The organism is Metamycoplasma salivarium, assembly GCF_900660445.2.
Taxonomy (GTDB): Bacteria; Bacillota_I; Bacilli_A; order Mycoplasmatales; family Metamycoplasmataceae; genus Metamycoplasma; species Metamycoplasma salivarium.
The window spans coordinates 217,719-237,534 of the sequence record NZ_LR214938.2 but is presented as its reverse complement, the minus strand read 5'-3'; the positions used below and the strand labels follow the sequence as shown (position 1 = coordinate 237,534).

Here is a 19,816-nt window from a genome sequence, read left to right as displayed (position 1 = left end):
ATTATTAAAATATGGTGTGCGTGGCGAAGTGGTTAACGCTCCGGGTTGTGGCTCCGGCATTCGTGGGTTCGATCCCCATCGCACACCCCATTTTTTATTTTATTTTTGCTTTTTCTGCTTCGCCTTTCAAATAACATTTACGACATCTAGCTTCATATTCAGAATGATCTCCTAAAAAGTTAACTTCATCAACTTTGACTTTTCTAAAGCTAGTAGAAGCAGCGTGTTGGCAAACCATACAAACTGCTTGTAATTTTGTAACTCTTTCAGCTAATGCCATTAAATGGGCAATATTTTCAAAAGGTTGCATTTTAAAATTCAAATCAAGACCTGCAACAATTACTAAATAACCTTTATTAGCCAATTCATTTGCAACATCTACTAATTTATTTGAAAAAAAGTGTGCCTCATCAATTAAAATAGCATTGTAATTTTTTTCTTTTAGTAAGTCATATATTTCTTCAATATCTTTGATTGTGTGTGTGATGTGTTCATTACCAGCACGGCTAACAATTTTTTTATTTGAAAATCTTGTATCAAAATCAGGTTTAATCACTAAACTTGTAAATTTAGCATATTCTAAGGTTCTAAGTCTCCTTAAAAGTTCTTCACTTTTACCCGAAAACATAGGCCCGGTTATTATTTCAATCATTCCATTATTAAAAGTTTTATACATTTTTATCTCCTATTTTGTCATGTCTTTTTTAATTATAGAATAAGGTATTTAAAAAGACTAAAAGTTATAAATTAAATTTTTAATTTAACAAATTTTTAATTAGCATTATAATTTCAAAAGTTTTAAGGAAAATTAATAATGAACAACAAAAATAAGGTTGAACCAAATGATAATTTAAATGAATTAGAATTTGATGATGATAGTAAAGATATTGAACTTGAAAAATTGGCGATGGGTAAATACCATTTAAAAAATTTAGTACAACCAAAAACTAGAAAAGAACAATTTAACTATTTAGTTAATCGCTATTGAAAGAGAGTAATTATAGTTTTTTTGGCTTCAATTATTTTTAGCTTTGGTTTTGTTGGATTTTTATCAAGAGCTAACACAATTCCTAGTGGACTAACCGGGTTACCTAGTTTGATAGTTTTAATTTTTGAAAAACGTAATGTCGATTTGAAGGTGTGATTTGCACTAATTTATTTTGCTTTCAATATTCCTTTGCTTTTAGGTTTTGGATTTAAAACTAAAAAATCATTTATTTTCTTTGTTAGTTTATTTTTAGTTTTTCAAGCAATAACTTATGCAATTTTTTCAATTCCAAGTGTTGAAAATTGAATTTATCATACATTTAATGTTGCTCCTGGTTGAAATAAATATTTATATTTACAAGATCCGATGACACATGCATTAACCAAAATTGAAAATCCTGTGACTTGACCTATTTTAGTTAATGCTGCCATTGGTTCTACTTTGATAGGAATTGCAATTGCATTAACTTGAAAATGTGGGGGTTCTACTGGTGGAACTGATATTATTGTTTATTATTTAGCTACAAAAGTTAAAAAGAATTTAGCTTTTATTATGACAATAGTTTCTTTTGTTTCGGCTATAGTTTTCTTAATAATTTTCGGTTTCGCAGCACCTCATAGTGCGACCTATACTAATATTCAAAATGTTTTAGATGTTAATGGTAATCCGATAATGAAAGGCCATATTCCAGTTGTTACTGGCAATTTGAGCAAAGATGCACATAGAATAATTATTGGGCTTAGAGAATTTGGAGCATTTATTTATATTGCAGCAACAAGCATTGTTGTCAAAATGATTTATCCTAAATATGCAAAAGTACATTTACAAATTTCATGTCAAAAACATTCACTAATTTTAAAATATTTCAAAGCTATAAATTATTGACATGCTTATACTATTAGAACTGTTGAAAGTGGATATTCAGGTAATAAAATTTATATTATTGAAACAGTAATGTTACTACTTGAATCAAAAAATATTATTTTAGATATTAAAAAATTAGCTCCACATTCATTTATTTTAGTTAAACCTGTAAGTTCTGTAGTTGGTAAATTTACAACTCAATATGTTGAAAAATAAAAAATTCAAGGACAACTTGAATTTTTATTATGATTTGGATTTGAAAAACAATGTTTTTCTTGTAATTAAATAGATAAGAATTATTTATTTTTTGCTACAAAAGCATCTAGACGACTAGCTTTTCTTGCACCATTATTTTGGTGTAAAACACCTTTTGAAACAGCCTTGTCAATTTCATGATGTGCAGCTTCAACATATTTTTGAGTGTTTTGATCTTTAGTTTCAGCAGCTTTTTTAGCTTTTTTAATTGCTGTTTTAACTGTAGATTCAATTGCTCTGTTACGTGTATTAGCTTTTTGATTGTATAAAATTGCTTTTTGTTTTGATTTAATGTTTGCCATATTATGTATTCCCTTTCTATCTATTTAATTAAAAATGCATTTTAATTGTAATATAAAAATAAAAAAAATTGCAGATTTAGTTATGTAATTTAAATTCAAAATTTTAGTATGTTATGGAATAAATCAATTAAAATTGAAAAAGTATGCAAGAAAAAATTCATTATTTTCAAGTTAATAATAAATTAGTACCCGTTCAGGTCATTTTTGATGCTAAAAATAATGAGATGGAAATGCAAAAAATAAGAGGTTTTTACATTTTAAGAATTTCTTATGAAAATTTCAATCAGAATTTAGACAAAGTTAATGATTATGTTCAAAAATTTATTGGTGGAAAAGCAGAATCTAGTTCATGAATGTCTCCAGGAATAAATTTAGAAAATAGATATTTTTACTTTTTAAGTAAAAGAATTTATTTTCAATACTCTAATTTTAATAAGGAAATTAGTTTTGAAATTAATGATGGCAAAACTTTTTTAGCTTGCAAAAATGAAACTAAAATTGGCAAAACACTTCATGATTGACTACAAAATGAACTTTTAAAAATTGTTTCAGAAATGATCAATTCAAATTTTTTAAAATTCTTTTTAACTGAAAACAACTTAAAAAATATGCAAATCAATATTAAACATTCTAAATCATATTGAGGTAGAAATAAAGCTATTGATTTTAATACAAAAACATATGGGCTAGATTTTAATATTGATTTAATAATGTTTGATGAAAAATTAATTGAAAGTGTTGTTTTTCACGAATTAACACATTGTATTTATAGAAATCATTCTAAACAGTTTTGAAATCATTTAACAAACATATTGCCTGATATAAAATTAAGAAATTGATATTTAAATCACAAAAAATTTAAGTATAAAACTAAAAATGAAACCAATATGTAGATAAAATATTAATTAATAAGGAGATATAAATGTCTGAAAAAGCAAAGTTTGTTTTAGGAATTTCATTAGGATTAACATTATTTATTTTGTTAATTATTGGTTTTGTAGTCCTATATATTTTGATTAAGAAAAGAATGAAACTAAAAGAAAAAAGAAATAATGAAAATTCAGAAATTTTGAATGCAAAGATAAAAGAATATGCAAAAAAATATGACTTTATTTTCTTTAATAAAGCACTAATCAATTTATCTAAAGATAGAATAATTAGTCTAAAAGGCCCAATTTTAATTTCAACAGAAGCATTAGTTTTAATACATCCTCTTTATTTAGAAGGCAAAGTTGATGGTAATTGTTTAGAAAGAGAATGATATAAGAAGCTTGATGATGCTAAAAAAGAAATTTACTTTCCAAATCCAATTATGGATGATGACAACATCATCAAACAACTTATGCCACTTTTGCCTGAAGATGTTCCCATTTTAACTTTATATATTATGTTAAATGATCAATTTTCATTCGATATTTATAATCAACCAGGTCATGTTATTTTTTCAAAAAACAATGAACTTGACGAAAAATTTATGCAAATAAAATCTGAATTAAAAAATTCAATCAGCGATAAAAAACTTAAAGAAACAATTGAAAAACTAAATGAGTTAATTAAAAAATAGACAAATTGTCTATCTCATATAAGCTAGTAATAGCTTTTATTTTATTGTTTTTGCAACCCCGAGATTTTGAAAAGTTTCAGTACCATTGCCCCAAATTAAAGAAGGTAAATTTGGATAATCAATAAATGGGTTTCTTATACCACCTTGCGCTTTTGCGATAGCATTATTTCGATCGATTTCAATAATATCAACTGAATCATTATTTGCTCATTTTTGATATGTTTTTAAAAAGTTTTCTTGAAAAAAAGGAAAAACATTTTTAAAAACATAACTACCATTATTAGATAAACCTTTATTATTGTATGTTAATTGAAAATAGAAATAAGCACGTGCAATATCGCCTTTAAAATAATCAATCGGTTCACAATATGAACTATTTCATTTTGTCCCATTTTGAGAAGTTTTACCATTAGTTATTTCATAATGAGGGTTATTGCTTCTTCATTGATTAACCATTTTGTCGGTAGGTCATACAAAGTGTGCATCACATCTTATTCTTTGATCATCATTAAACCATGATTGAGGAATCATATGTTCTCTATTGTACATTCATCCCTCTTTGCCCTTTAAACGATTATCTCTTGCATGTCCTCCCTTTCCATCATATTCACCAAATTTAAATTCATATGGATCTTGACCATAAGGATTTTCTGAATAAACGTCTAAAACGGTGTTATTTTTTTCGAAATATTTATCGACAAATGCAGTTTCATAAGTTTTATATAAATCGGTATATGAACCAACACCACTCGTTTTAGATTTTTGCAATTTATATAGCTCTTCAAATAATAGCATTCCTCTTAAACCTTGCGCAGACGCATAATAGTTATTGGTTGCATCATAAATAATATTTTGTTTGTTAGGATTAGCATAAGGAATTATTTCAACTACCGTTTTTAAAATCTTTTGTGAAATTTGACCTCTAATTTTAAATTCAATGGTGATTTTCTTATTTGTATCATCATATTTTGCAGAAAAATCAACAATTTCATATTTTGCATCAAGATTTTCAAAGATAAAATCATCTTTAGTTAGTGAGGCTAAATTAACATTGTTTTTTAATTTGATGCTAGTGTAATATTTTTCATTATCTATATTAGAATTATTATCACCACAACTTTGCAAAGCAAAAGTTGGCAAAATGCTAATTGTTGGTAATATAAACATATTTCATAAATTTTTGGTGTATCTTTTTTGCATAAATTTTTTCTTTCTATTCATATACATTCACTTTATTATATTTTACTTGATATAATAACTTTGTTATAAATAAATATTATAAGGAGATATTAGTGTCAAAAAAGAATTTTTTGTGATTGGCTTCGAGTTTAATGCCTATCTCAATTGCATTACCATTAATTAGTTGTGGAAATAAAGAAATTGATGTTGAAAAAGATATTGAAATTCAAAAAGATGCAAAGATTTCAGAAACTTATGCAAAAGATGCAGATATTAAAAAACTTGTTAACTTCAAAAGCAAATCAAATAAAGTTAAATATGAAATTGTAAGTTCAAAAATAATTAGTAATGAACAAGGAATTATCGAAATTTCTGTTCAAGCTATTCAAAACAATAAAGTTATTAAAACTTTTACATTGAAAATTGATGGTTTTAAAAAACAACTATTAAATTTAGATTTAATTACTGATTTGAAATTAAAAGACTCTGAAAATAAGGATTTTGAAGAATATGCTGATTTGCATGAACATGATTTAATTGAACAAATTGAAGCAAATGCAAATGGCAAGCCACTTGCAACATATTTGCAAGAAACTAAATCAAAAATTGCAAAAGCAAAATTATATGAAAAAGATAATGTAGTTTATTTAACATTGACTTTTGAGTTAGATGACGGTTCAAAATTGTCGAAAGATTTTGTTATTAATACTTTATTAATCAATCCCTTCAAAAAAATTTTTAATGAATTAGGTGTATTTAATTTATTAGATAAAAGTGATTCAACAATTCTTGAAGATTATATAGAAGATAATAAAAATAGTTTATCAACCAAAATTTTTACTAAAAAATATAACAATGCAAGTTTATTTAGTTATATAGATTCACAAAATGCAAAAGTTGAAAAACTTGAACTATTACCGTATAGTCAAAAAGATGGTCAAGTAAAACTATATGTTACATTAGCTGATAAAAATGATGCAACCAAAAAATATGAAAAAACTTTCATTATTGATGGTTTTAAGAAAATGTATGATGCAAATTCATTTGGCGAACTTTTAGAACAAATTAATCTTGAAAATATTAACAATAAAACAGTTAGTGAATATCAAAACGAATTTGGCCCTAATGAAGAAGATAAACTTAAGAAAATAATTTACAACGATAATAAAAAACTTGAAGATTTTATTAAGAAATACAACCTTGATTTTCAATATGCAGATTTAGAAGCAACCGATGAAGAAAAATCATCAGGAAAGGCAAGATTGACATTTTCATTTTGAACAAAAGATTATACAAGTTTTGAAAAAACATATGAAATTAGTGGGTTTAAACCAGAAGAAACATTATGATCATTAGTTAATGATTTAGGGAATTTGGATTTAAAAGACAAAACTGATAAGACCACTTTTGATTACAATAAAGCTTATACCGATTTAAAAGCTAAACTTACATCTATATCACAAAGTGATGTTACAAATTATTTAACATCAAAAGGTATACAAATTTTAGATATTTCATTAGAAGCTGTATCTAAAAATCAAGGAATTTTAAAAATTAAGTTTAAAAAAGATTCTTCTGAACTTGAAAAAATCTATGAAATATTTAACTTTAAAGATAATGTTGTTTATGATGGATTTTCAGAACCTTTAAAATTAGATAATGTTGATGGAACTAAAACAGTTGAAGAATATCTTTCAACATATACTAATTTAGAAGAACATATTTCAACTTTAGCTAAAACAAATGCTGAATTTAAACAATATTTATTGGATAATAATCTAAAAATATCTGAAGCTAAATTAGTTGCCAATAAAGATAATTTTACTAAAGCAGTTTTGACTGTGACAATTTGTGAAAATGGTAAAGAAGATAATAAATTAACAAAATCATTTGATGTTTCCGGTTTCAAAGAGCCAAATATTTCCCAAAGCTCTGAATATGAAATGGCCAAAAATGGTACATTATTTACAATTGACAAAAGTGCTGCTACTTATGCAACTGAAATTGCAAATATTAAAAATGGTTGAGTAACTTTTGTGCCTAATAGAAATAACAATACATTCAATTATGGCAAATCTAGAAAAAATGCAAAGACTGTTTTAAATCTATTGAAGTATAATGGAACAACACCTTTGAAGGACACTGTTTTCAATGAAAATTATCAAGGCAGCGGCCAAAAAACTCTTGTCGCTAAAGTTGATGGAAATAAAGTAACAGTAAAATTTAATATCTTTAATAAAAAAACTAATCATTATGATACTTTTGAATTAGTGCTTGCGGAATAATTTAAAAACATAAAATTTACCCTTAAAATAAGGGTATTTTTTGAAAATAAAAAAACTAGTGTTAACTAGTCTTCATTCATAATATATTAAAATTTAGCTATTTTTCATCATTAGAGTTGGAATTATCAAAATTATTGTTTTCTAATTTATCTTTTTTTCTAGCTTCGTCAAATTTCTTTTTCATTGTTGGATTGTTATGGGTCAATTTTTTAATTGTTAAATCTTGTAAATCATTATTGGCATATTCTAATTGTTTTGAAGATGATGTTAATTCATCTCTAATTTTTTGCAATTTAGCAATAGTTGCATCAATATCTTTTATAGCATCGTTATATTTATTTTGTGCAGCATTTCAATGTTTACCAAAAACATCTTTAAATTTTCCTAATTTAGTTTCAAATCCGGAAATATCATAATTTTGTTGTTCATAAATTTTAAGTTGATTTTTGTATTGAATGTTGTTAAGTGCAATATTTCTTAAAAGAGTAATTAATGTAATGAAATTTTCTGGTCTTACAACATACATTTTTGAATACTTATTAGTAGGTGCTTGGACAATTCCTTGATTATAAAAATTATTATCAGGCTCAAGTTGTGAAACTAAAATAGCATATTCACATTTTTTGTTATTCCTATCTTTATCTAATTTATCAAAAAAGTCTTCATTTTTCTTTTTAGTTGAAGTTGTATCGGTTTCGTTTTTCATCTCAAGCATAATTGAAATAATTTCAACGTTATTTTGGTCATTTTCCCTGAAAATAAAATCGCCTTTTCCACCATCTACTACATTATTATCTTTTTCAAAATAGGCATTTGGAAAACCGCCGGCTCTAATTTTATCAAATTCAGTTTTACATCATTGTTCCAAATCTTCACCAACTTGTTTGGTTGACATTCTATGTTTGAAATCTTTTCACTGTCTTATTTCTTCATCTTTTGATTTCAACGATTCAGAGTGTCTTTTTTCAAGATTTGCAATTTCAAGTTTATTTTGTGCTTTTGAAGTCTCCAATTCATTTTTTAAATTATTTATTTCTATTTCATAACCCCTAGTGCTTTTTTCAATTGCACTACTTTTTTCAAGTTTAAAATTTTTTATTTGATTTTTCAATTCAATAATTTGTTCTTCAAGTGGCTTTTTACTTTCTAGAATATCATTCTTTTTATTAGCATTTAATTTTTCAATTTCAATGCTCATATTTTTAACTTTTTCATCTAGTTCTTTATTGATATCTTCAACTTCTTGAATTTTTTTATTAGCTATTTTTTGTTCATTAAGTTTTGTTTGAAGAATTTCATTTTGCATTTTTTCATTAACTTTTTCATTAACTTGTTTTTCAAAAATATCGTCTCTTATTTGACTTACAATATTTTGAAAATTTGTTTCATCAACTTTAAAAACTTTGCCACAATTAGGGCATTTTATTTCATTGCTCATTTCTTCTCCTTTTTTATTGCTAATAAAAATTATAGAATATTTTTAAATTAAGGTTTCTCAAACTTTGCATAAAAAAACTTCTCCAATTTATTTTATGAAGAAGTTTTTTGAAAATATTATTTTTTGTTTTGAATTGCTTCAATTCCAGGCAAGGTTCCATTTTGAATAAATTCAATTGAAGCACCACCACCAGTAGAAATAAAACTAAATTTATCTTGATATCCTAATTTGTTAATTGCGGTAACTGAATCACCACCACCAACTACTGAAAATGCTTCTTTGTTAGCAGCAATTGCAATCGCAACTGCTTTTGTACCTTTTTCATATTCGGAAAATTCAGTTACGCCTAAAGGTCCATTTCAGAAAATTGTTTTAGCTTTAGCAATTTCTTTACTAAATAATTTTACAGTTTCAGGTCCAACATCAAGCCCCATATAGCCTTCTGGAATGTTATCATTTTCAGGAGTTGTAAAAATTGCTTTGTTATTCGCAAATTCTTTTGAAATTGCATTATCAATAGGCAATACAATTTTATCTTTATATTTATCTAGATACTTTTTAACATCATTAACTCTATCGGGTTCAAAAAGTGATGTCCCAATTTCTTTTCCCATAGCTTTTTTAAAGGTATAAGCCATTCCGCCACCAATTAAAACTTTATCTGCAACTTCGAATAGTTTTTCTAAAACTTTTAATTTGTCAGATACTTTTGCACCACCAATAATGGCAACAAAAGGACGTTTAAATCCGGTTAATAATTTAGATAATTGTTCAACTTCGACTTGCATTAAAAAACCTAATGCACTATCTTTAATATTTTGTGCAATTCCAACAGTTGACGCATGTGCTCTATGTGCTGTTGCAAATGCATCATTGATAAATACATCACCAAGTGAAGCTCAAAATCTTGCAAGTTCAACACTGTTTTTTGATTCTGCTTTGTCATTTAAATCTTCAAATCTAGTATTTTCTAACACTAAAATTTCACCATTTTTTAAGTTTTTAGCAGCTTTTTGAACATCAGCGCCTTTAGTTGATTTTATAAAGATAACTTTGTTATTAGGTAAAAGTTCTGCAAGTTTTTGTGCAACCAAATTTAATGATTTATCTTTTTTATCTTCTTCAGTTTTAACTCTGCCCAAATGTGAAAGTAGGATAATTGAAGCATTTTTATCTAATATATATTTAATAGTAGGTAAAGCAGCATCGATTCTTTTCATATCCATAATTTTGCCATTACTAATAGGTACATTAAAATCAACCCTTAGAATGACTTTTTTGTTATTTAGTTCTAAATCTTTGATAGTTTTTTTCATATAAAATCTCCAATATAGTTTTAGTAGTTTTAATAATAATTTGTATTATTATATATAATAACTAAAGAATTTTATAGCAATTTAAGGACTTTATCATGGCACAAAAACAAAAAGATCAACGTGTTTTAGTTTATGATCCAGAGCATGAATCAAACACTTTATTAATAAATGAATTTAGAGCATATATTAAAAATGCAAAATTTATTAAAAACTATTCTGAGCTTGAAATTTTTGGCTATTTTAAAGAAATTAGATGAATGCAAGCCACTGATGAAAAATTAGAATCGCAAATTCAAGAAGCAAATAGAAGACAAAGAAAAATTATTGCTAAATACGAAAATTATATTGAATATGATTATTGATCAGAAGATCCAATTGCTCAGCAAACGAAGCCTTTGTCAAAAACAAAAAGAATTGTAATTTTGGTGATATTTACTTTATTATTTGTGATTATGTTATTAATCATAATTGGTTTAAATAAATGGTGATAAAAATGAGAAATGAAGTTGTTTTATATGTCATATTAACTTTGTTAATATTAGTTGTTTTAGGTGCATTTATTAGATATTTAGTAATGTTGGTTAATAGAATCAATGTTTCAAAAAGAAATAGAAGTAATTTAGGTGAATCAACAAGAATTAGATTAATTCATCAAATTAGAGAAGCCTTAGAATATTTATCTAAAAATAAAATTGGTGCAATTATTACAATTGAGCAAAAAGAAAATTTGGATATGCTAAGAACTGATGGTGTTATTATTGATGCAAATATTTCAAGTTCTTTAATTATTTCTATTTTTAATAAATATTGTCCTTTACATGATGGGGCTATTATTATTAGAGGTAGCAAAATTTATTATGCTGCAACATATTATAAGATTACTAAAAAATCAATCGATAACCACTATGGTGCACGTCATAGAGCAGCATTAGGAATTTCTGAAATTTCTGATTCTATTACATTAGTAGTTTCTGAAGAAACTGGTGGAATTAGCGTTGCTAAAAAAGGCGTTTTAAGTACTATTGAAAACAGTCAAGTTCAAGAAGTTTTGGTTAATATTTTTAAAGAAGATCAAACTGAATAATCTAACTTTTAAAATAATTTATTAACTTAAACATTGTCTTAAAATTTGGTAGAATATATACTGCTTATATAGATAAACGTTTGGACAGGACATAGATGAAAGACTATGCTTAGGTAGGTTAAACGCGTTTAATCTAAATAAAATTTATAAAAAAATATATAGAAAAATGAAAGGATATAAAAGATGGCAAAATTAGATTTTGACCGTTCAAAACCACACGTAAATATTGGTACAATTGGTCACGTTGACCACGGTAAAACTACTTTAACTGCTGCTATTGCAACAGTATTGTCAAAAAAAGGTCTATCAGAAGCTAAAGCTTATGACGCAATTGACAATGCTCCTGAAGAAAAAGCTCGTGGTATTACTATTAATACATCACATATTGAATATAACACTGAAAAACGTCACTATGCACACGTTGACTGTCCAGGACACGCCGACTATGTTAAAAACATGATTACTGGTGCCGCACAAATGGATGGAGCAATCTTAGTTGTTGCTGCAACTGATGGTGCGATGCCTCAAACTCGTGAACACGTTTTACTTGCAAAACAAGTTGGTGTTCCTAAAATCGTTGTTTTCTTAAACAAAATCGATATGTTCAAGCCAGAAGAAAGAGCCGAAATGGTTGAAATGGTTGAAATGGACATTCGTGACTTATTAAACAAATACGACTTTGATGGTGACAATACTCCTATTATTGCTGGTTCAGCATTAAAAGCATTACAAGGTGATCCAGAATATGAAAAGAATATTCTAGAACTTATGGATGCAGTAGACACATACATTGATGAACCTACTCGTGATAAAGATAAACCATTCTTAATGGCTGTAGAAGACGTATTTACAATTACTGGTCGTGGAACTGTTGCTACTGGTAGAGTAGAACGTGGTACATTACATCTAAATGATGAAGTTGAAATCGTTGGTCTACGTCCAACAATTAAAACTGTTGTTACTGGAATTGAAATGTTCCGTAAAAATTTAAAAGAAGCTCAAGCTGGAGATAATGCAGGACTTTTACTACGTGGAATTGATAGAGATCAAGTAGAACGTGGACAAGTTTTGGCCAAACCAAAAAGTATTATTCCTCACACAGAATTTGAAGCTGCTGTGTATGTTCTAAAAGCTGAAGAAGGTGGACGTCACACTCCATTCTTTGAACACTATAAACCACAATTTTACTTTCGTACAACCGACGTTACTGGTGGAATTAAATTCAAACCTGGACGTGAAATGGTTATGCCTGGCGAAAATGTTGAATTTACAGTTACTTTAATTGCTCCTATTGCAGTTGAAGAAGGAACTAAATTCTCAATTCGTGAAGGTGGAAGAACTGTTGGTGCTGGTTCAGTTACAAAAATTCTTAAATAGTTTTTATAACAAACCAATCCTAATCAAAAAAGCAACTCTTTTATAGGGTTGTTTTTTTGCACTAAAAATAAAGATAAAATTCACCAAATGTGAAAATCAAAATGGAAAAAATATTCAAAGTAAAATGGAAAAATGTGAAATGTAATGATAAAAATTATTTTTATGAGAAATATTATATGGAGGATCTGTTATAACTGCATCAAATTTAAATAATGGATTGTCTTTTTTAAGCTTTTTAATAAATTTAATACAATCAATGTTTTCAATTTTGAGATTTATATTTTGAATGATGACATCATTATTGAAATTTATGGTTATAATTTCTAACATTTATGTTACAATAAAGAAGTACTTTTAAGAGTACTTGATTATTTATACAAACCATATTAATTAATCAAACACTATTATGAATTCAATCGCTTGTGTCACAAATCGTGATGTTGATTGTTCGAAGTAATAGGAAGTATAACAAACAAATTAAAGGATATATATTATGGAAGAAACCAAAAAAGCTGTTGAAACAGCTAATGTTTCTGATACAAAACAATCAGAAACTAAAAATGAACAAGCAAATGCAACTAATGAACCTGAAATTGTTTCAAGAGAAAAATTATTAGAAGCTGGAACATATTTTGGTCATAGAGTAAGTCAATGAAATCCAAAAATGAAACAATACATTTATGGAAAAAGAATGGGTATTCATATTATTGACATTGCTAAAACTCAAAAAGCATTGGAATATGCCTACAAAATTTTATATAAAATGGCTTTAAAACCAATTTCATTTATTTGAGTTGGAACTAAAAAACAAGCTAAAAAAGCTATTGAAGAAGCTGCTGCTAGAACAAATTCTGTTTATGTTTCAGAAAGATGATTAGGTGGAACATTAACAAACTCACAAACTATTTTTAAATCAGTTAGAGTTTTAGAAGACTTAGAAGAAAAGAAAGCTGCAGGATATGTAGGACGTACTAAAAAAGAAGGTCTAGAATGTGACAAGAAAATTGCTAAATTGCAAAAGAACTTAGGTGGTATTCGTAAATTAGCAAATAAAGGTGCATTTCCTCAAGTTATGATTTGTGCATCTCCTTTAGATGACGAAATTGCAATTAAAGAAGCTAAGAAAAAAGGTATCAAGATTTTTGCAATTAATGATACAAATACAAACCCAGATTTAGCTGAATTTGTTATTCCGGGAAATGATGACTCAACAAAATCATTAACATTGATTTTGACAATTTTAGCTGATGCTATTTGTGCTGCAAGAGGTAATAAACAATTATTTGCTTACAAATCAAATGAAGAAATTATTCTACCTGAAGAACAAAAAAGAGATGGCCAAGATAAACAAAATCATTCAAAATACCAAAATAATAGAATGCAAAATGCAAGACTTCAACGTCCATTTGTAAAAAAAGAAGCTAAAGTAACAACTGAAGAAACTTCTGAAAAAGAAAAAGAAGTAAAATAAGTTAAAAGGAGTGCAAATTATGGATGCAAACAAAATTAAAGAATTAAGAGAAAGAACTAATTCTGGATTTTTAGATTGTAAACATGCTTTAGAAGCTACAAATGATGATTTAGAAAAAGCAGTTTTATGATTACAAGAAAAAGGTATTGCAAAAGCAGATAAGAAAGCAACAAGGATTGCTGCTGAAGGTATTGCAAAAGCTTATGTTGACAAAAATATTGCAATTTTATTTGAATTAAATTCAGAAACTGACTTTGTTGCTAACAACAAATTATTCTCAGAATTTGCTAATAAACTACAATCATTTTTAGTTAATTTAAAATTTAAAACTCTTGATGATGTTTTAAAAGCAAAATTAGAAAATTTAACTATTGAAGAACATTGCAAAAATTTAACTGCAAAAGTTGGAGAAAAAATTAGTTTAAGAAGAGTTGCAAAATATGAAGCTAAAGCTGGAGAATGCGTTGCTGCATATACTCATGCAAACATGAAAATTGCTACAATCGCTTTAGCAAAAGGATCAAATTCAGAAGAACTTAGAAATTTAGCAATGCACATTACTGCATTAAATCCAAAATATTTATGTGAATGTGAAATTGAACCTGAAATCAAAAAAGAAATTGATGCAAAAGTTTCTGCATCACCAGCCATTAAAAATAAACCTGAAAAAATTCAAGAACAAATTAAAGCAGGTTTATTGAGAAAAGAATATAACGAAATTGGCGTTTTAGGTTATCAACCTTATGTTAAAGATGATGCAATTACCGTTAATAAATTCTTAGAAAATGCTAAATTAGAATTATTAGAAGCTACTCGTTTTGAAGTTGGAGAAGGCATTGAAAAAAAGACTGTTGACTTTGCTTCTGAAGTAGCAGAGCAAATGAAGCAATAAGAAAGCTAAATCAAAAATAAATAGGATGTTTGATGAAAACATCTTTTTTATTATCTAATTTTAATTCGCCCTAGTGTTTAGTATGATTTGTAATATAATTATTAAAATATATGTCTTAAAAAAAGGAGTTAAAAATGGAAAAAGTTGTTGTTTATATTGATTTTGAAGCAATAACCAATCCATTTGCTAGACTTTTAAATTTACCTAGTGGAACTCCATTTGCTTACACATTAGGTTTATTAAATGACAAAAATCAATTTGAAGTTAAAACTTTTATTATGGATTTTAAGATGCATAATAGTTTAGTTTCAATTTGAACTATTTTACGTAAATTTATTATGTCAGATATTAAAAAAATTAATAGTAAAGTTGACATTAACAATGTTATTTTCATTGGACATAATCCAGTCTTAGAAACCAAATGCATTAAAAAATTATTTCCTAATAATTTAGTTAAACCATTAATTGAAAATCAAACAGTTTCTCTATCAAAATTGACTGCAAAAGTTTTTAAAGAAATTTATTGAAAAAAAACCAAAAAAATTTTTGCTGGTGATGAATATAAAGAAACCATCTTTAAAAATATGAGTGATAGTAATGGAGCAATTGCTTCATTTGCAGGATATTGATTTTATGTAAGTAGTCTAAAAAATTTAAGAAGTAATGATAAAAAACTTAAATATTTTATTAAATTAGATCGTAAAACGTTATTTAGAGAACTTAGAAATTATTCAAAGGATGATGTTAACAAAATGATTTATGTTGAACAACATCCTGAAGAGTTAAAGTCTCTAATGAAAGAATTAAATGTTAAAAAAGAATTACTAAAATCAATTAAAACCCTAAAATTGGATAACAAATTAACTGTAAGCGAGATTAAAGAAAAAATTTGAACTTTATAAAAGGAAATTTATGCAAACAAAAACACAAAAGCAAAATTTTGTGAAAAAACATTTTCCTCAATCTAGGAACGATTGACGATTATATTTTTCTAAAACATTGCCAATTATTGTTGGTGAAATTTTGTTTTGTGTCAATGGATTTTTAGACAATTTTATGGTAAGTCATTTGCCTAAAGCAATTGATGCTTTAACTTATGCAAATACTTGAACTTCAATTATTTATACAGTCTTCTTTGCAATTCAAGGAATTGCTGCAATGTTTGTTGGTCAGTATTATGGCAAAAAAGAATATGACAAAGTCAATCAAGTTATGGGAATGAGAATATGAACTTTTGTAGTTATTGCAATTTCATTGTGTTTACCTTCCTGAATTAATCCGAGCATAATGATTAAGGCAGTTGGCGGTGCAAATGTTCATGCTGCAACCTTAGATATAGCAAACAAATATTTACTTTTAATTACAATTTCATGACTTGTTACAACATATAGCTTCAATACCAATATGTTATTAAATGAAGTAGGCCATTCAAAATATGCTCTTGTTTCTTCATCTCTAACTTTATTCTCAAATGTTTTACTAAATGCATTGTTTTTATACGTGTTCAAAAAACCTGCATATTATGCAGCCATAGGTTCAATTATTAGTGGAGTAATTTGTTTAGTAAGTGACATGTTATTTTTATATTACAAAGATCGTGCAATTTTTGTTAATCCAAAAAATCTTTTTAAAATTTCAAAACCAATTGCTATTCAAATTTTAAAAAGAGTTCCATCAATGATTTTAATGATTGGAGCAATGATTACAATTCCTTTAAGGACTTTCTTGTGAAGTAGAGCATATCCTCAAGACAGTGTTGGAAAAGTGTGAATGGGAATTAGTGGTGTAACAATTTTAGGTTTAGTTGAAAGTTTATCATCAATTGCATCTGCTGTTACTAGTGCATGCTCAAGTAACGTTTCATATTTTGTTGCAATGCAATTAGGTCAAGGCAATTTTAAAGAAGCTGAAAAACATGCTCATGCACTAAAAGGATTTCACACGTTATGTGGCATTTTTATGTCACTTATTATTTTAGGTGCTATTTATGGAATTGCTTATACGCCTTTAATCACAGGCGGAGTTGAAAAAAATACTATTAAATATTTTCAAGATCCAACTAATTTAGCAAAAATTAAAGCTGAATTTCCACAGATCTTAAGTGCTAGTGATATTACACAAGCATTTATTAATGAAAGAGCAAAAGAAACAATTGAAACCTTTAGATTAAACTTTTTAAGGTCATGTTATACAGCAGTTGCTTTCAACCCATTATGATGTTGGTTTTATACTTCAGCTGCTTTAATTAGAGCGGGAGGTCGTAGTTATTTAAGTGCATTTGTAACTTTAATTGCAAACACTTTGTCATTTGTTTGATTAGTAATTATTGCTTTTGCAATTGTAAGACATCACTCAAATGTAATTACTTTACCAATAGCTTATTTCTTATTTTATTCATTTGATTTTATTCGCTTAATCATTTTTGAAGTTGTTGCTTACAAAGTTGATTGAAAAAGAAATATTACAGAAGAAACTGAAAACAAAAATACAAATGATTTTAATAATAAATTAGATATTGGTAAAACTAAAAAAGATTTAGTAAATAATGTAAATTTAAAAATTAGTTAAGGAGTAAAAATGTCATTAAAAGCAGGAATTGTTGGACTTCCAAATGTTGGAAAAAGTACACTATTTTCAGCATTAACTTTGCATGAAGCAGAAGCTGCAAATTACCCATTTACAACAATTGAACCAAACATTGCAATTGTCAATTTAGAAGACGAAAGACTAAACAATTTAGCAAAGATTGTAAATACAAAAAAAATAGTTCCGGCAACATTTCAATTTGTAGATATTGCAGGGTTAGTTAAAGGCGCATCTCAAGGTGAAGGACTTGGTAATAAATTTCTAACTAACATTAGAGAAGTTGATGCAATAGTTCATGTTATTAGATGTTTTGAAAATAATAATGTAGTTCATGTTAATAATAAAATCAACCCGCTTGATGATTTAAACACAATCAATTTAGAACTTATTTTAGCTGATTTGCAAACCATTGAAAATGTTATCAATAGAATTGGCAAAAAAGCACAAAATTCGCAAGATAAAGAATTAAAACAAGAATTTGCTTTAGCTTTAAAATTAAGAGAATGCTTGCAACAAGAAAAACTTGTTCGTTCTTTAGAATTTAATGAAGATGAATTAAAAATAATTAAGTCATATCAACTTTTAACATTCAAACCAACAATTTATGTTGCTAATTTAGATACAAACAATTTTAAAGATTTAAATAATGCAGCACATTTTCAAACCCTTAAGAAATATTTAGATGAAAAAAATGAAATTTTAATTCCAATTTGCATCAAGATTGAACAAGAACTATCAACTTTTTCAGATGACGAAAAACAAATTTTTTTAAGTGAATATAACATTTCTGAATCAGGTGTTAAACAAATTATCAAACAAAGTTTTTATTTATTAAATCAAGCAACTTATTTTACAGCGGGTGAAATTGAAGCAAAAGCTTGAGTTTTTAGAAAAGGGCAAAATGCAGCAGAATGTGCTGGAATCATTCACACTGACTTTGAGAAAAAATTTGTTAAAGCAGAAATCATTAAATATGAAGACTATATTAAATATAATGGTGAAAAAGGCTGCAAAGAAGCAGGAAAAATGAATATTGAAGGTCGAAACTATTTGATGCAAGATGGTGATGTTTGCTATTTTAGAATTGTTAAATAGTTTTTTTACAATTTAAAATTATTATGTTATAATAAGCACGCAATATATGAAGACAGTAACTGCGTAATAAGCTTAATTTGTTACCTAATATGTTTACTTTTATTTTCGTATTGCATAATTAAAATCAAAAATTAAGGAGAACTAAATGAGTGCTCTTAGAGATAAAAAAACTTTAGTAGTTGATGAAATTACTAAAAATCTTAAAGAATCTAAGTGTTTAATTGTTGCAAACTACAAAACTCTAAATGTTGTTAGTTTACAAAAAATTAGACAAGCACTTGCAGAAAAAGGTGTTTTTCTAAAGGTTTATAAAAATAGACTTGTTAAACATGCTACCAAAGCACTAGGCTTTGAAGCAATTAACAAAACTTTATTAGAACAAAATATCTATGCATTTGCTAAAGAAGATGATCTTAGTGCAATCAAAGCGCTTGTAGCATTTCAAAAAGACTTCCCTGCATTGAAAATTGTTTCAGGTATTTATGAAAACAAAGTAGTTGATGCAAATAGTTTAATTGAAATCTCAAAACTTCCATCATATGAAGAAGCACTTATGATGCTTGGCGGTTCATTGCTAAACCCTTTAAAAAATCTTGCGGTAGGCTTAAATATGCTTATTGAAGAAGGCAAAATTAAATCTGAATAATTATTTTAGGAGAAAATATTATGGCAAAAATTACAAAAGCAGACTTTGTTGCTGCATTAAAAGAAATGAACATTAAAGAAGTTATGGAACTTGTTAATGGTCTAAAAGAAGAATTTGGAATTGACCCTACTGCTGTTGCAGTTGCAGCCGCAGCACCTGCTGCTGAAGCTAAAGAAGAAAAATCAACCTTTAACATCACTTTAAAATCAGATGGTGGAAACAAACTAAATGTTATTAAAGCGGTTAAAGATTTATTAGGTTTAGGACTTATGGATGCTAAAAAATTAGTTGAATCAGCACCTGTTGTTCTAAAAGAAAATGTTAAGAAAGAAGAAGCTGAAGCTATTAAAGCTAAATTATTAGAAGTGAAAGCAGAAGTTACACTTGACTAATTAACATAGAAAATTAAGGCTTTTATAAGCCACTTTTTCTTTTTCAAATATGCGCATATGCATATACGTGTGTATGTAACAC

The 19,816-nt window shown here is 26.9% G+C and carries 19 protein-coding genes and 1 tRNA gene; 15 read left to right on the top strand and 5 right to left on the bottom strand.

Going from position 1 to position 19,816, the window contains the following annotated elements; translation table 4 throughout:
* Window positions 1-14 precede the first annotated feature (14 nt).
* A tRNA-His gene (locus tag EXC60_RS01180) sits at window positions 15-90 on the top strand.
* Between the two features lie 4 nt (window positions 91-94).
* On the opposite strand, the gene EXC60_RS01175 is transcribed toward EXC60_RS01180, so the two are convergent.
* The gene (locus tag EXC60_RS01175) at window positions 95-676 is read right to left on the bottom strand and encodes a thymidine kinase (RefSeq protein WP_024544145.1); all 582 of its coding nucleotides are present in this window, start codon (window positions 674-676) and stop codon (window positions 95-97) included.
* A gap of 138 nt (window positions 677-814) precedes the next feature.
* On the opposite strand from EXC60_RS01175, the gene EXC60_RS01170 reads away from it, so the two are divergent.
* On the top strand, window positions 815-2,068 hold the full coding sequence (locus EXC60_RS01170) for a YitT family protein (protein ID WP_024544146.1): 1,254 nt from the start codon (window positions 815-817) through the stop codon (window positions 2,066-2,068).
* 80 nt (window positions 2,069-2,148) lie between these two features.
* Here the strand turns inward: EXC60_RS01170 and rpsT are convergent, their stop codons facing one another.
* Window positions 2,149-2,409: a 30S ribosomal protein S20 gene (gene rpsT, locus EXC60_RS01165; RefSeq protein ID WP_024544147.1), complete on the bottom strand. Its 261-nt coding sequence runs from the start codon at window positions 2,407-2,409 to the stop codon at window positions 2,149-2,151.
* A 143-nt stretch (window positions 2,410-2,552) separates the two neighbouring features.
* Here rpsT and EXC60_RS06185 point away from each other — a divergent pair, with 143 nt between their 5' ends.
* The gene (locus EXC60_RS06185; RefSeq protein WP_129619864.1) at window positions 2,553-3,302 is read left to right on the top strand and encodes a YgjP-like metallopeptidase domain-containing protein; all 750 of its coding nucleotides are present in this window, start codon (window positions 2,553-2,555) and stop codon (window positions 3,300-3,302) included.
* Between the two features lie 29 nt (window positions 3,303-3,331).
* Window positions 3,332-3,973 carry a hypothetical protein gene (locus tag EXC60_RS06180; RefSeq protein WP_024544150.1) on the top strand — a complete coding sequence of 214 codons (642 nt, stop codon included), beginning with the start codon at window positions 3,332-3,334 and terminating at the stop codon, window positions 3,971-3,973.
* 36 nt (window positions 3,974-4,009) lie between these two features.
* Here EXC60_RS06180 and EXC60_RS06175 read toward each other — a convergent pair whose 3' ends face one another.
* Complete coding sequence (locus tag EXC60_RS06175; protein ID WP_051327689.1) at window positions 4,010-5,194, bottom strand: endonuclease; 1,185 nt, start codon at window positions 5,192-5,194, stop codon at window positions 4,010-4,012.
* Between the two features lie 71 nt (window positions 5,195-5,265).
* Here EXC60_RS06175 and EXC60_RS06170 point away from each other — a divergent pair, with 71 nt between their 5' ends.
* Window positions 5,266-7,437, top strand: coding sequence for a lipoprotein 17-related variable surface protein (locus tag EXC60_RS06170; protein WP_024544152.1), 2,172 nt, complete (start codon window positions 5,266-5,268; stop codon window positions 7,435-7,437).
* Between the two features lie 97 nt (window positions 7,438-7,534).
* On the opposite strand, the gene EXC60_RS06165 is transcribed toward EXC60_RS06170, so the two are convergent.
* Window positions 7,535-8,875 (bottom strand): DUF2130 domain-containing protein, encoded by a 1,341-nt coding sequence (locus tag EXC60_RS06165; protein WP_024544153.1) that lies wholly within the window; start codon window positions 8,873-8,875, stop codon window positions 7,535-7,537.
* Window positions 8,876-8,991: 116 nt separating this feature from the next.
* Complete coding sequence (locus EXC60_RS01135; RefSeq protein ID WP_024544154.1) at window positions 8,992-10,191, bottom strand: phosphoglycerate kinase; 1,200 nt, start codon at window positions 10,189-10,191, stop codon at window positions 8,992-8,994.
* Between the two features lie 95 nt (window positions 10,192-10,286).
* Here EXC60_RS01135 and EXC60_RS06160 point away from each other — a divergent pair, with 95 nt between their 5' ends.
* The 10 genes from EXC60_RS06160 (at window position 10,287) to rplL (ending at window position 19,734) form a co-directional block, all read left to right on the top strand.
* Window positions 10,287-10,682: a hypothetical protein gene (locus tag EXC60_RS06160; protein ID WP_024544155.1), complete on the top strand. Its 396-nt coding sequence runs from the start codon at window positions 10,287-10,289 to the stop codon at window positions 10,680-10,682.
* 2 nt (window positions 10,683-10,684) lie between these two features.
* On the top strand, window positions 10,685-11,275 hold the full coding sequence (locus tag EXC60_RS01125; RefSeq protein WP_024544156.1) for a diadenylate cyclase: 591 nt from the start codon (window positions 10,685-10,687) through the stop codon (window positions 11,273-11,275).
* A gap of 183 nt (window positions 11,276-11,458) precedes the next feature.
* A complete protein-coding gene (tuf, locus tag EXC60_RS01120; protein ID WP_024544157.1) occupies window positions 11,459-12,652 on the top strand; it encodes an elongation factor Tu in 1,194 nt (397 codons plus the stop codon).
* A gap of 493 nt (window positions 12,653-13,145) precedes the next feature.
* Entirely contained in the window at window positions 13,146-14,123 is a 978-nt protein-coding gene (gene rpsB / locus EXC60_RS01115) for a 30S ribosomal protein S2 (protein ID WP_024544159.1), read from the top strand.
* 19 nt (window positions 14,124-14,142) lie between these two features.
* Window positions 14,143-15,015: a translation elongation factor Ts gene (gene tsf / locus EXC60_RS01110; RefSeq protein ID WP_024544160.1), complete on the top strand. Its 873-nt coding sequence runs from the start codon at window positions 14,143-14,145 to the stop codon at window positions 15,013-15,015.
* Window positions 15,016-15,149: 134 nt separating this feature from the next.
* Entirely contained in the window at window positions 15,150-15,917 is a 768-nt protein-coding gene (locus EXC60_RS06155) for a hypothetical protein (RefSeq protein ID WP_024544161.1), read from the top strand.
* Window positions 15,918-15,927: 10 nt separating this feature from the next.
* Window positions 15,928-17,583 carry an MATE family efflux transporter gene (locus EXC60_RS06150; RefSeq protein ID WP_024544162.1) on the top strand — a complete coding sequence of 552 codons (1,656 nt, stop codon included), beginning with the start codon at window positions 15,928-15,930 and terminating at the stop codon, window positions 17,581-17,583.
* A 9-nt stretch (window positions 17,584-17,592) separates the two neighbouring features.
* Window positions 17,593-18,696 (top strand): redox-regulated ATPase YchF, encoded by a 1,104-nt coding sequence (gene ychF / locus EXC60_RS01095; protein ID WP_024544163.1) that lies wholly within the window; start codon window positions 17,593-17,595, stop codon window positions 18,694-18,696.
* A gap of 145 nt (window positions 18,697-18,841) precedes the next feature.
* Window positions 18,842-19,342: a 50S ribosomal protein L10 gene (rplJ, locus tag EXC60_RS01090; protein WP_024544164.1), complete on the top strand. Its 501-nt coding sequence runs from the start codon at window positions 18,842-18,844 to the stop codon at window positions 19,340-19,342.
* A 20-nt stretch (window positions 19,343-19,362) separates the two neighbouring features.
* Window positions 19,363-19,734 carry a 50S ribosomal protein L7/L12 gene (gene rplL, locus EXC60_RS01085; protein WP_024544165.1) on the top strand — a complete coding sequence of 124 codons (372 nt, stop codon included), beginning with the start codon at window positions 19,363-19,365 and terminating at the stop codon, window positions 19,732-19,734.
* Window positions 19,735-19,816: the final 82 nt, after the last annotated feature.